At 57.7% G+C, this 13,008-nt stretch carries 13 protein-coding genes and 2 tRNA genes; 14 read left to right on the top strand and 1 reads right to left on the bottom strand.

Annotated elements, in window-relative coordinates; all coding sequences use genetic code 11:
• The first annotated feature begins 177 nt into the window (after window positions 1–177).
• Window positions 178–654, top strand: a complete 477-nt coding sequence (gene greA, locus KUV52_RS02575; RefSeq protein ID WP_222524363.1) for a transcription elongation factor GreA — start codon at window positions 178–180, stop codon at window positions 652–654.
• A gap of 48 nt (window positions 655–702) precedes the next feature.
• Here the strand turns inward: greA and yhbY are convergent, their stop codons facing one another.
• A complete protein-coding gene (yhbY, locus tag KUV52_RS02570; protein WP_222524362.1) occupies window positions 703–1,005 on the bottom strand; it encodes a ribosome assembly RNA-binding protein YhbY in 303 nt (100 codons plus the stop codon).
• Between the two features lie 127 nt (window positions 1,006–1,132).
• Here yhbY and rlmE point away from each other — a divergent pair, with 127 nt between their 5' ends.
• From rlmE to rpsO, 13 genes are all read left to right on the top strand, one after another.
• Complete coding sequence (rlmE, locus tag KUV52_RS02565) at window positions 1,133–1,762, top strand: 23S rRNA (uridine(2552)-2'-O)-methyltransferase RlmE (protein ID WP_222524361.1); 630 nt, start codon at window positions 1,133–1,135, stop codon at window positions 1,760–1,762.
• 41 nt (window positions 1,763–1,803) lie between these two features.
• The gene (gene ftsH / locus KUV52_RS02560; RefSeq protein ID WP_222524360.1) at window positions 1,804–3,762 is read left to right on the top strand and encodes an ATP-dependent zinc metalloprotease FtsH; all 1,959 of its coding nucleotides are present in this window, start codon (window positions 1,804–1,806) and stop codon (window positions 3,760–3,762) included.
• Between the two features lie 64 nt (window positions 3,763–3,826).
• The gene (gene folP, locus KUV52_RS02555) at window positions 3,827–4,657 is read left to right on the top strand and encodes a dihydropteroate synthase (protein WP_222524759.1); all 831 of its coding nucleotides are present in this window, start codon (window positions 3,827–3,829) and stop codon (window positions 4,655–4,657) included.
• A gap of 192 nt (window positions 4,658–4,849) precedes the next feature.
• Window positions 4,850–5,632 carry a triose-phosphate isomerase gene (gene tpiA, locus KUV52_RS02550; protein ID WP_222524359.1) on the top strand — a complete coding sequence of 261 codons (783 nt, stop codon included), beginning with the start codon at window positions 4,850–4,852 and terminating at the stop codon, window positions 5,630–5,632.
• 6 nt (window positions 5,633–5,638) lie between these two features.
• The gene (gene secG, locus KUV52_RS02545) at window positions 5,639–5,956 is read left to right on the top strand and encodes a preprotein translocase subunit SecG (RefSeq protein ID WP_222524358.1); all 318 of its coding nucleotides are present in this window, start codon (window positions 5,639–5,641) and stop codon (window positions 5,954–5,956) included.
• Window positions 5,957–5,982: 26 nt separating this feature from the next.
• Window positions 5,983–6,068 (top strand) — tRNA-Leu (locus KUV52_RS02540).
• Window positions 6,069–6,151: 83 nt separating this feature from the next.
• Window positions 6,152–6,228 (top strand) — tRNA-Met (locus KUV52_RS02535).
• A gap of 327 nt (window positions 6,229–6,555) precedes the next feature.
• A complete protein-coding gene (gene rimP / locus KUV52_RS02530) occupies window positions 6,556–7,011 on the top strand; it encodes a ribosome maturation factor RimP (protein ID WP_222524357.1) in 456 nt (151 codons plus the stop codon).
• A 27-nt stretch (window positions 7,012–7,038) separates the two neighbouring features.
• Window positions 7,039–8,541 (top strand): transcription termination factor NusA, encoded by a 1,503-nt coding sequence (gene nusA, locus KUV52_RS02525; protein ID WP_222524356.1) that lies wholly within the window; start codon window positions 7,039–7,041, stop codon window positions 8,539–8,541.
• Window positions 8,542–8,566: 25 nt separating this feature from the next.
• A complete protein-coding gene (infB, locus tag KUV52_RS02520; RefSeq protein WP_222524355.1) occupies window positions 8,567–11,227 on the top strand; it encodes a translation initiation factor IF-2 in 2,661 nt (886 codons plus the stop codon).
• A 43-nt stretch (window positions 11,228–11,270) separates the two neighbouring features.
• Window positions 11,271–11,669, top strand: coding sequence for a 30S ribosome-binding factor RbfA (gene rbfA, locus KUV52_RS02515; protein WP_222524354.1), 399 nt, complete (start codon window positions 11,271–11,273; stop codon window positions 11,667–11,669).
• Window positions 11,669–12,613: a tRNA pseudouridine(55) synthase TruB gene (gene truB / locus KUV52_RS02510; protein WP_222524353.1), complete on the top strand. Its 945-nt coding sequence runs from the start codon at window positions 11,669–11,671 to the stop codon at window positions 12,611–12,613. Before rbfA ends, truB begins: the two co-directional genes overlap by 1 nt.
• A gap of 90 nt (window positions 12,614–12,703) precedes the next feature.
• Window positions 12,704–12,973, top strand: coding sequence for a 30S ribosomal protein S15 (gene rpsO / locus KUV52_RS02505; RefSeq protein WP_222524352.1), 270 nt, complete (start codon window positions 12,704–12,706; stop codon window positions 12,971–12,973).
• The last annotated feature ends 35 nt before the right edge of the window (window positions 12,974–13,008 follow it).

Genomic DNA, 13,008 nt, shown 5'->3' with positions numbered 1-13,008 from the left:
AGGGGGGCCCAATGCCCCGCCTGAACCCCAACAGAACAAAACGCCGGACGGGATGACCCGCCGGCGTTTTGCTATTACAATCTGGGGCAAAGGTGACATTCCCCCATTTTCAAAACGCGCCCGAAGCGTCCGGCAATGCCTGGACGGGGCGTGTTTTTGCTGGAGAAAACGAAGACTATGAGTCAGGTACCGATGACTGTCCGCGGCGCAGAGATGCTGCGTGAAGAGCTGGACCATCTGAAACACACCCGACGCCCCAAGATCACTGAAGCGATCGCGGCGGCTCGTGAACTGGGTGATTTGAAAGAGAACGCGGAATACCACGCCGCTCGTGAAGAGCAGGGGCTGACCGAAGCGCGCATTCGCGATATCGAGAGCAAGCTGTCGGTTGCGCAGATCATCGACATTACCAAGATCCCCAACAACGGCCGTGTGATCTTTGGTGCCACCGTGACGCTGCTGAATGTCGAAACCGACCAGGAAGTGACCTACCGCATTGTTGGCGACGATGAAGCCAACCTGAAAGAGGGTCTGATCTCCGTGAACTCCCCCATCGCCCGTGCCATGATCGGCAAGGAGCTGGATGACGTTCTGGTGGTGAAGGCGCCCTCTGGCGACATCGAATATGAAGTGGTCGAGGTAAAGTACCTCTGATCCCTTAGGCCACAAAAAAGCCGCCCCGGGGGCGGCTTTTTTGATGGCTTACCGTGCTTTCGGGAGCTCGATTTTCGAGTCCTTGGTAGGACGGTACAGCACCTGGATGTGGCCAATAACCTGAACCTCGGTGGCTCCGGTTTCGCGAACGATGGCGTCCATGATGGCACGCTTCATTTCGCGGTCTTCACTGGCGGCTTTCACCTTGATCAGTTCGTGGTGATCCAGCGCCTGTTCAATCTCGGCCAGAACCCCTTCGGTCAGGCCATTGGCGCCAAGCAGAACTACCGGGCGCAGATTGTGGGCCAGCCCTTTCAGGTACTGCTTTTGCTTGTTGCTCAGTTGAGTCATCAGGCACTCTTTTTGACGTGGTGGACTTGAAAAGCGCGTATTCTAACGCCATCTATAGCCTATTACTAATGGTAGCGGTCGTAAATTCGGCCGTCTGCCCGGATTACTCGGAGACGTTCCCGGCGGCATGACAAAGAAAAAACACAGTGCCAGTTCCAAACGCTGGTTGACCGAGCACTTTGACGACCAGTACGTAAAGAAAGCCCAGAAGCAGGGACTGCGCTCCCGGGCGGTGTTCAAGCTGGAGGAGATCCAGGGCAAGGACCGCTTGCTCAAAGCCGGCATGAAAGTCGTTGACCTGGGCGCGGCACCCGGCGGCTGGTCTCAGTACGCGGTGGAGCAGGTCGGGCAGTCCGGCATGGTGATCGCGTGTGACATTTTGCCGATGGACCCAATCGCTGGTGTCGACTTCCTGCAGGGTGACTTTCGGGAAGAGGCGGTGCTTAATGCACTATTGACGCACATTGGTGACGACAAGGTCGATGTGGTGATGTCCGATATGGCGCCCAACTTCTCCGGTGCGGGCGCGGTGGACCAACCCCGTGCCATGTATCTGGTCGAGTTGGCGTTCGATATGTGCCATCAGGTGTTGAAGAAAAACGGCGCGTTTGTCGTGAAGGTTTTCCAGGGCGAAGGGTTCGATCAATACCTTCAGGAAGTCCGTTCCTGCTTCACCAACGTAAAGATCCGTAAACCCGACAGCTCGCGGGCGCGTTCGCGAGAGGTCTACATTGTGGCAAGCGGTTACAAAGGGTAAGCTAGCCCAGATAAACCAAGGAATATGCGAGGTCCCATACCTTGAGTGACATGGCAAAAAATTTGATCCTGTGGCTGGTGATTGCCGTGGTGCTGATGACGGTTTTCCAGGGGTATTCCCCCTCGTCCCGCACCAACAATGCCATGGATTACGGCACCTTCATCAGTGCCATCAATGACGGACAGGTCGGCTCCGTAGAGTTCCAGCCCGATGGCACCACCATCAAAGGCCAGACTCGTGGCGGCGAAAAGTTCGTTACCTACATGCCTATCTATGACGAAGATCTGCTCAACGACCTGTACAAGCAGAACGTTCAGATTAAGAGCTTGCCGCCGGAGCAACCCAGCGTGCTGGCGCAGATCTTCATCTCCTGGTTCCCCATGCTCCTGCTTATCGGCGTGTGGATCTTCTTTATGCGTCAGATGCAGGGCGGCGGTGGCAAGGGCGCGATGTCCTTCGGCAAGAGCAAGGCCCGCCTGATGAGCGAAGACCAGATTAAAACCACCTTTGCCGACGTGGCCGGTTGCGACGAAGCCAAGGAAGAGGTGGCGGAGCTGGTGGATTACCTGCGTGACCCGAGCAAGTTCCAGAAGCTGGGCGGTAAGATCCCTACCGGTGTGCTGATGGTGGGCCCGCCGGGTACTGGTAAAACCCTGCTGGCGAAAGCCATTGCCGGTGAGGCGAAAGTGCCGTTCTTTACCATCTCCGGCTCCGACTTCGTTGAGATGTTCGTGGGTGTGGGTGCATCCCGTGTTCGTGACATGTTTGAACAGGCCAAGAAGTCTGCCCCCTGCATCATCTTTATCGATGAGATCGATGCGGTAGGCCGTCAGCGTGGTGCGGGTTTGGGTGGTGGTCACGATGAGCGTGAGCAGACCCTGAACCAGATGCTGGTTGAGATGGATGGCTTCGAGGGTAACGAAGGCATCATCGTCATTGCCGCCACCAACCGTCCGGATGTACTGGACCCGGCTCTGCTGCGTCCTGGCCGTTTCGACCGTCAGGTGACCGTCGGCCTTCCGGACGTGCGTGGCCGAGAGCAGATCCTTAAGGTGCACATGCGTAAAGTGCCCCTGGCGGAAGGTGTGGACGCCGCGCTAATCGCACGTGGTACGCCGGGCTTTTCCGGCGCGGACTTGGCCAACCTGGTGAACGAAGCGGCGCTGTTTGCTGCGCGTGCTTCCAAGCGCCTGGTGGCGATGGAAGAGTTCGAGAAAGCCAAGGACAAGATCATGATGGGTGCCGAGCGTCGCTCCATGGTGATGTCTGAGGACGAGAAGAAGATGACCGCCTACCATGAGGCTGGCCACGCCATTGTGGGCCGCATGGTGCCGGAACATGACCCGGTTTATAAGGTGTCCATCATTCCTCGTGGCCGTGCTCTGGGTGTCACCATGTACCTGCCGGAGCAGGATCGTTGGAGCCACTCCAAGCAGCATCTGGAATCGATGATCTCCAGCTTGTATGGCGGTCGTATCGCAGAGCAGTTGATCTACGGCGATGATAAGGTGACCACCGGTGCCTCCAACGACATCGAGCGTGCTACTGAGATTGCCCGTAAGATGGTGACGCAGTGGGGTCTGTCCGAGAAGCTGGGACCGATGAACTACGCCGAAGAGGATGGTGAGGTGTTCCTGGGTCGCTCCATGGCCAAGGCCAGCCACATGTCCGATGAAACGGCGAAGATGATCGATGAAGAGGTGAAGGACTTCATCGACCGCAACTACCAGCGGGCGCGCACCATCCTTATCGAGAACATGGATATTCTGCATTCCATGACCGATGCGCTGATGAAGTACGAGACCATCGATGCCAAACAGATTGATGATCTGATGGAGCGTCGCGATGTACGCCCGCCGGCTGACTGGAGCGACGACGACGCGGGTAACGATACCCCGTCCGGTGGCGCCAAGGCGGATGACACTGATGCACAGGTTGAACCGGTAGCAGTGAAAGCCGACGCCAGCGCGGACAAGGGCAGCGAAGCCCCGGCCAAGTAAGGCTGACCTATCTGAAAACCCCGCCTGGCGGGGTTTTTTGTTTGAGGAAGAATCAAAAATGAAGATGCAATGCGGTCAGCGGGTGCTGGATCTCTCCGAGCCCCGCATTATGGGCATCGTCAATGTGACCCCCGACTCCTTCTCCGATGGCGGACACCATCATCAGACCGACGCGGCCATCGCCCACGGCCTGAAGTTGGTGGAGGAGGGCGCCGCCATTCTGGATATCGGCGGTGAGTCCACCCGCCCGGGGGCGGCCGATGTCCGGCTTGAAGAGGAATTGGCCCGCACCATTCCGGTTATCCGCGGGCTGCGCGCACAGCTGAGCGACGACATCCTTATCTCCATCGACACCTCGAAGGCGGAAGTGATGCGTCAGGCGGTAGCGGCAGGCGCCGATATCATCAATGATGTGCGTGCGCTGAGAGAGCCGGGTGCGGTGGAGGCGGCAGCTCAAACCGATGCACTGATCTGTCTGATGCACATGCAGGGCCAGCCACGCTCTATGCAGGATGATCCCCATTACCAGGATCTGTTTGGGGAGATTGGTTCCTTCCTGTCAGAGCGAGTGGCAGCATGTGAGGCACAGGGGATTGCCAGAAATCGGCTGATTCTGGACCCCGGGTTTGGCTTTGGCAAAACCCTTGAACACAACTATCGTCTGTTGGCGGATCTGGCCCCCCTCCAGGCGCTGGGCTTGCCGTTGTTGATCGGCCTGTCACGAAAGCGGATGATTGGCGACCTGCTCGGCCGCGCCGTTGAGGAGCGGGTTGTGGGCAGTGTGACAGCATCGCTACTGGCGGCTCAGCAGGGCGCGCAGATACTTCGGGTGCATGACGTGGCTGCGATGCGTGATGCCCTGATGGTGTGGCAGGCGGTGCGGGGCCATCGTTAAGGGCCCCCTCTTACCGTTTTAGAAGGGAGCGGGTGAGCCTGCTCCCGTCATTGGGTTCAAAAGCGGGGGAATTTCACCCGCATTGCATAATGTTTCAGCGAACAAGCCATCAAGACAGGAAATCTTAACGCTGGCTCTTGTCACTGAAAGATCAGTTCGATATTATCTCGCCCGCTTTCGAAGGAGATGCGTATGGCCTTGAGACGCCCTATGGTGGCTGCCAACTGGAAAATGGATGGTAGTCTACAACTGGCGACAGAGCTGTTTGACAAGTTTCAACAGCTTAAGGACGATTCCGTTGAGGTGGTCCTGTGTCCGCCAAGCATCTACTTGGATGGCGTGCAGAAACAGTACGAAGCCAGCCGGGAAACGCTTTCCGACTGCATGATTCGTCTGGGTGGCCAGAATCTGAGCCACCACGAATTCGGCGCTTATACCGGCGAAATCTCCGGTAAAATGCTTAAAGAATTCGGCTGCAGCTATGTTATCATCGGTCACTCCGAACGCCGTCGTATGTACGGAGAGACCAGCGATATCGTGGCGGATAAATTCGCCATGGCACAGAAGATGGGATTAACTCCGATTCTCTGTGTTGGGGAGTCCCTCCCGGCTCGCGAAGCGAACCGCACCTTTGAGGTGATTGCCGGAGAGTTGGACGCCGTGATTAAAAAACACGGTACCCTGGCTTTCGATAACGCGGTGATTGCCTATGAGCCTCTCTGGGCCATTGGTACCGGTAAGAGCGCCACCCCTGAGCAAGCTCAGGAAGTGCACGCTTTCATCCGTCGGCGTTTGTCTGAAGTGTCGCCCTATATCGGTGAGAACATTCGGATCCTGTACGGTGGCAGTGTTAAAGCCAGCAATGCGGCTGACCTGTTCTCCCAGCCGGATGTCGACGGTGGATTAGTCGGCGGTGCGAGTTTGAATGCCAGCGAGTTTACTACGCTGTGTCGCATCGCCTCAGAAGCGGAATGAGCGAAGATGTTCGAGATTCTGATGGTTGTTTACCTGTTGGTGGCGCTGGGCATTATTGGCCTGGTACTGATTCAGCAGGGCCAGGGTGCCAGCATGGGAGCCTCTTTTGGCGCCGGTGCATCTGCCACTCTGTTTGGTTCCAGTGGTTCAGGTAACTTCCTGACCCGTGCGACCGCCATTTTGGCGACCGCATTCTTCGTACTGAGCCTGGTGCTGGGTCGCATGTCTGCCCACTCTGCCAAGCCGGCCGAAGATTGGAACGAAATCAATGTTCCCGTTGTGGAACAGCCTGCCGATGTACCGGCTGGCGACGTGCCTAACTGAGCACATTAAAAAACAGTTAACTCTGTGCCGAGGTGGTGGAATTGGTAGACACGCCATCTTGAGGGGGTGGTGAGCATTGCTCGTGCGGGTTCAAGTCCCGCTCTCGGCACCATTTTTCGAAAGCTGGAACGTCCGGTTTTCAGTCAAAATATTGCGTCAGGATAGCCATCTGGGTATACTGGTCGCCGACTTTGACGCGGGGTGGAGCAGCCTGGTAGCTCGTCGGGCTCATAACCCGAAGGTCGTCGGTTCAAATCCGGCCCCCGCAACCACTTTCCGATAGCGCCTTAGGCGCAACGCGCTCCAAACGCTGCTCAATTGGAGTCCGAATTGGAATCTTCCGGTATCAAAACCTGACTGCCCGGTTCTGATGCCGCCTCGTGGCCGATGGCCTTGTCGAATCGACAAAGAAACCGTGGCGAGGACGGTGGTGGTCTCAAGGGACTGCCGATGTGCATGGCGCATCGAACAGGGTTCAGTCATCCTAAAGCCCCGTTTCAAACCGGGGTTTTTTGTTATCTGTACTCTTCGGTTTGGCTATCCTAGATAGTCGGGTGACTGGGCTTTTTAGCCCTTTTTTTGTTTTAGAGGGGAAACCCATGTCAACAATGGAACAGCGCCTGACTGAGATGCTGAGAGAGCCCGTTGAGGCCCTTGGCTACGAGCTGTGGGGTATCCAGTACGTGCGTGCTGGCAACCACTCTACGTTGCGCTTGTTTATCGAACATCAAAACGGCATCACAGTTGATGACTGTGCTGCCGTCAGCCGCCAGGTTGGCGCGGTGCTGGATGTGGAAGATCCCATCACCACCGAATACAACCTGGAGGTTTCTTCTCCCGGGCTGGATCGGCCTCTGTTTACCGCCGAACACTACCAACGCTACATGGGTAGTGAGGCGGTCGTGGTGCTGAATATGCCCATGGAAGGAAAGCGGAAGTGGCAGGGAGAGATTGTTGCTGTTGAAGGCGACATGGTGACACTGCGACACAATGAGAATGATCAGGTAGTGGCCCTGCCCAATGTGCAGAAAGCCCATGTGATCCATAAGTTTTAATGATTTCAGGGTGAAACGAGGCTGACAATGAGCAAAGAGATCCTGTTAGTTGCCGAGGCGGTGTCCAACGAGAAGGCCGTGCCCCGGGAGAAAATTTTTGAGGCGCTGGAGTTTGCCCTGGCGACCGCAACCAAGAAAAAGCACGAGATCGAGATCGACGTTCGCGTTGCCATCGATCAGAAGACCGGTGAATTCGACACCTTCCGTCGTTGGGAAGTGATCGAAGACGACGCCGAGATGGAGGTTCCGACCCGGCAGGTGTACCTGTCCTCTGCTCGTGCCATGGAAGAGGATGAGTCCATCCAGGTGGGCGATTTTGTTGAAGAGCAGATCGAATCCATCACCTTCGACCGCATCACTACCCAGACCGCGAAGCAGGTTATCGTGCAGAAAGTGCGCGAGGCTGAGCGTGCCCAGGTCGTTGAGCAGTTCAAGGATAAAGAGGGTGAGCTGGTTACCGGTGTCGTGAAAAAGGTAAACCGCGATTCCATCATCGTGGACCTGGGCAACAACGCCGATGCCATCCTGTTCCGTGAAGAGATGCTGCCTCGTGAGAACTTCCGTCCGGGTGACCGCGTTCGCGCGCTGCTGCACTCCGTACGTCTGGAGTCCCGCGGCTCTCAGCTGTTCCTGTCCCGTACCCGTCCTGAGATGCTGATCGAACTGTTCCGCATCGAGGTGCCGGAGATCGGTGAAGAGATGATCGAGATTGTGGGCGCTGCTCGCGATCCGGGTTCCCGCGCCAAGATCGCGGTGAAGAGCAATGACAAGCGCATCGATCCGGTCGGCGCTTGTGTAGGTATGCGCGGTGCCCGAGTTCAGGCCGTTTCCGGCGAACTCGGTGGCGAGCGTATCGATATCGTGCTGTGGAATGACAACACTGCGCAGTACGTGATCAACGCCATGGCCCCGGCGGACGTTTCCTCTATCGTGGTAGATGAAGACGCCAGGTCCATGGATGTTGCGGTAGAGAAAGACAGCCTGGCTCAGGCTATCGGCCGCAACGGTCAAAACGTACGTCTGGCTTCCCAGGTAACCGGTTGGGAACTGAACGTCATGACCACCGAAGAGATGCAGGAGAAGCATCAGGCGGAATCCACCAAGCTGGTCACCCAGTTCGTTGAGTCCCTGGACATCGACGAAGAGTTCGCCGGTGTTCTGGTGGACGAAGGCTTCACCAGCCTGGAAGAGATCGCCTACGTACCGGTTAACGAACTGCTGGAGATTGAGGGTCTGGACGAAGATATCGTTGAAGCACTGCGTGAGCGTGCTAAAGCGGCATTGACCACTCGTGCTCTGGCTTCTGAAGAGGCCCTGGACGGCGCCGAGCCGGCAGAGGACCTGCTGAACCTTGAGGGGATGGAGCGCCACCTGGCCTACGTACTGGCCAGCCGCGGTGTGGTGACTCTCGAAGATCTGGCGGATCAGGGCATTGACGATCTGAGCGATATCGAAGAACTGAGCGAAGAGAAAGCGGGCGAGCTGATCATGGCCGCACGTAACATCTGCTGGTTCGGAGACGAAGCCTGATTCGATCAACGGAGGAATAGTAAGAATGACAGCGAAAACGGTAGAAGCGCTGGCAGCCGAAGTTGGCAAGCCGGTTGATCGCCTTCTGGCCCAGTTTGCCGAAGCAGGGGTCAGCAAAAAAGCCGGTGACGCAGTCAGCGAGGATGAGAAGCAGACACTGCTGACTCACCTCTCTGAGCAACACGGCGGCAAATCCGAGCCCACTCGTATGACCCTGCAGCGCAAGACCCGCTCAACCCTGAGCGTGGCCAGCGGCGGTGGCAAGAGCAAGTCCGTACAGGTAGAGGTGCGTAAGAAGCGCACCTACGTCAAGCGTAGCGCGCTGGACGATGAGCAGGCGAAGCGTGAGGCCGAAGAACTGGCCCAGCGTGAAGCTGAAGAACAGGCGAAGCGTGAGGCTGAAGAAAAAGCCAAGCGTGACGCGGAACAACAAGCGAAGCGCGAGGCTGAAGAAAAAGCCAAGCGTGACGCGGCCGAAAAAGCCAAGCGCGACGCTGAAGCGAAGCGTGCGGCGGACGAGGCAAAAGCCGACCCGGCCACCAAGGCCGCGGAAGAGCAAGCCAAGAAAGAGGCAGAAGCATTGTTAAAAGCCCAAGAAGCCGAAGCAGCACGTAAGGCTGAAGAGCTGGCCCAGGCCAAGGCCGAAGAGGCCAAGCGTCTGGCGGAAGAAAACGCCCAGCGCTGGGCCGAAGAGGAAGCCAAGCGTAAGGAGCTGGAGAGCGCGGATTACCATGTAACCACCTCTGCGGCTGCTCGTGCGGCGGAAGACCAGCAGGACGCTCGTGCCGAGCGTAGCGGTCCTCGTCGTAAGAAGAAAGCCGCTGGCGACAAAGGCCCGGGTGGTCGTAATGACCGTCGTGGCGGCCGTGGCAAGCGTGGCGTTAAAGCCCCGTCCACCATGCAGCACGGCTTCCAGAAGCCCGCTGACAAAGTGGTTCGCGATGTCGTGATTGGCGAGACCATCACCGTGGCCGAGCTGGCCAACAAGATGGCCGTAAAAGCGACCGAAGTGATCAAGACCATGATGAAGATGGGCACCATGGTGACCATCAACCAGGTGATTGATCAGGAAACCGCTCAGCTGGTGGCTGAGGAGATGGGTCACAAGGTGGTTCTGCGCAACGAGAACGAACTCGAAGATGCGCTGATGGCCGATCGTGACACCGAGGCGGATACCGTTGAGCGTGCACCGGTAGTGACCATCATGGGTCACGTTGACCACGGTAAAACCTCTCTGCTGGACTACATCCGTCGTGCCAAGGTTGCTGCTGGCGAAGCCGGTGGTATTACCCAGCACATCGGTGCCTACCACGTAGAAACCGATACCGGCATGATCACCTTCCTGGATACCCCTGGTCACGCTGCGTTTACCAGCATGCGTGCTCGTGGTGCTCAGGCCACTGACATCGTGGTACTGGTTGTGGCGGCCGATGACGGCGTAATGCCGCAGACCATCGAAGCGATTCAGCACGCCAAAGCCGCGGGTGTACCGCTGGTTGTGGCCGTGAACAAGATGGATAAGGAAGCGGCGGATCCGGATCGTGTTAAGAACGAACTGGCTCAGCACGAAGTGATCCCGGAAGACTGGGGTGGTGAACACATGTTTGTTCACGTATCCGCCAAGTCCGGTATGGGCATCGACGAACTGCTGGAAGGCATCCTGCTGCAATCCGAAGTTCTGGAACTGACCGCCCGCAAAGAGGGCATGGCCCGTGGCGTCGTGATCGAGTCCCGTTTGGACAAAGGTCGCGGTCCGGTTGCTTCCGTACTGGTTCAGGAAGGTACTCTGCGTCAGGGTGACATCGTTCTGTGTGGTCTGGAGTATGGCCGCGTTCGTGCCATGCGCGATGAGAACGGTCAGTCCATCGAAGAAGCTGGCCCGTCCATTCCGGTTGAAATCCTGGGTCTGTCCGGTGTTCCGGCAGCCGGTGACGAAGCCACCGTGGTACGTGACGAGAAGAAAGCTCGCGAAGTGGCACTGCACCGTCAGGGCAAGTTCCGCGAAGTGAAGCTGGCGCGTCAGCAGAAGGCCAAGCTGGAGAACATGTTCACCAACATGACCGAAGGCGATGTGTCCGAACTGAACGTGGTACTGAAAGCCGACGTACAGGGCTCTCTGGAAGCGATTGCCGACTCCCTGCTGAAGCTGTCCACCGACGAAGTGAAGGTGAACATCATCGGCCGTGGTGTGGGTGGTATCACCGAAACCGACGCCTCTCTGGCTGCGGCTTCCAACGCCATCATCGTGGGCTTCAACGTCCGTGCTGACTCTGTTGCCCGTAAGACCGTGGACAACGAGAATCTGGACCTGCGCTACTACAGCGTGATCTATGATTTGATCGACGAAGTGAAGCAGGCGATGAGCGGTATGCTGGCGCCTGAGTTCAAGCAGGAGATCATCGGTCTGGCCGAAGTACGTGACGTGTTCAAGTCTCCGAAGATCGGCGCGGTTGCCGGCTGTATGGTGACTGAGGGTGTGGTTAAGCGTAACGCCCCCATCCGCGTACTGCGTGACAACGTGGTTATCTATGAAGGCGAGCTGGAGTCCCTGCGTCGCTTTAAGGATGACGTCGCGGATGTCCGTAACGGCATGGAATGTGGTATCGGCGTGAAGAACTACAACGACGTTCGCGTAGGCGACCAGATTGAAGTGTTCGAAACCGTCGAAGTGAAACGCACCCTGTAAGGTGAATAAGAGGGGCTCCGGCCCCTCTTTTTGGTGGAAGATTATGGCAAGAGAATTCAGTCGTACCCGCCGTGTCGGCCAGCAACTTCAGCGTGAACTGGCGATGATCATGCAGCGCGAGATCCGCGATGAGCGCCTCGGCATGGTGACGGTAAACGAAGTGGAAGTGTCCCGCGATATGGGATACGCCAAAGTGTTTGTCACCTTCCTGGACGACAGTCCGGAAGCGGTCAAACGCCAGATGGAAGCGCTGCTGGAACTGACGCCTCAGATCCGCATGCTGACCGCCTCTCGCGTAAAAATGCGCGTGATGCCGGAGCTGCGCTTCACCTACGACAAGTCCCTGGTTGAGGGTATCCGCATGGCCAGCCTGGTAAGTCAGGCTCGCAGTGAGGATGACGCCAAGGCAGACAAATTCGGCAAAGACGAGGAGGAGCAGTAATGGCTCGTCGTCGTGCTCGCGGCCGTCCCGTTGATGGCGTTCTGCTGCTGGATAAGCCGGCTGGCATCAGCTCCAACGATGCCTTGCAGAAGGTGAAGCGGATCTACAACGCCGCGAAAGCCGGTCACACCGGCGCTCTGGACCCTCTGGCGACCGGCATGCTGCCGATCTGCCTGGGGGAAGCCACCAAGTTCTCTCAGTACTTGCTGGATGCGGATAAGCGCTACACCGTTGTGGCCAAGCTTGGCGTTCGCACCACCACCTCCGATGCGGACGGTGAAGTGGTGTCCGAGCGTCCGGTTAATGTCACTCTGGAGCAGTTGAACCAGGCACTGGAAGGCTTCCGTGGTGAAACCATGCAGGTGCCTTCCATGTATTCGGCGCTGAAGTACCAGGGCCAACCCCTGTACAAGTACGCCCGTGAAGGCATCGAAGTGCCTCGCGAAGCTCGCCCGATCAACGTCTATGAGCTGGAGCTGCTCCGCTTTGACGGCGACGAGGTGGAGCTGGATGTGCACTGTTCCAAGGGCACCTACATCCGGACCATCGTTGATGACCTGGGTGAGGTACTGGGCTGTGGCGCCCATGTGATCTTCCTGCGTCGTACCCAGGTGGCCGGTTACCCCTATGCCCGCATGGTGACGCTGGAGCAGATCCAGAACCTGCTGGACCAGGCGCTGGATCAGGATCGCAAACCCAAGGAGCTGCTGGACCCGCTGCTGCTGCCGATGGACACCGCCGTGGCAACCCTGCCCGAGGTGAACATGAACGAGCTGGTGGCCAGCTACCTGCTGCAGGGTCAGCCGGTGCAGATCCCTGGCGCCCCTCAGGAGGGCTCCGTTCGCCTGACTGTGGGCGAGCAACGGGCGTTTATCGGCCTCGGCGCCATCGACGACGATGGCCTGGTGGCACCGAAACGCCTGATCAATTTGCAGCAGGGTTGAGCCGGACCGGCTAACCCGCTACAATCCCCCGCCTCCGTGCTGAGTTAGTGATCGGCCGGAGGCCATTTACGTTTTTTTGGAGATATGACTATGTCACTAAGCGCAGAAGCTAAAGCTAAGATCCTGGCTGAATTCGGCCGCGGCGAGAACGACACCGGTTCCCCGGAAGTTCAGGTTGCCCTGCTGACCGCCCAGATCAACCACCTGCAAGGCCACTTCAAGCAGCACATCCACGACCACCACAGCCGTCGCGGTCTGCTGCGTATGGTTGCCCAGCGTCGTAACATGCTGGACTACCTGAAGCGCAAAGATGTTGCTCGCTACCAAGAGCTGATTGCCAAGCTGGGTCTGCGTCGCTAAGTCGAAGCCAAGTTTGGGAAAAGGGCGCCTCCGGG

The organism is Ferrimonas balearica, from assembly GCF_019802055.1.
Lineage (GTDB): Bacteria > Pseudomonadota > Gammaproteobacteria > Enterobacterales > Shewanellaceae > Ferrimonas > Ferrimonas balearica_A.
The sequence above is the reverse complement of the archived record's forward strand: the minus strand, read 5'-3'. Positions and strand labels throughout refer to the sequence as shown.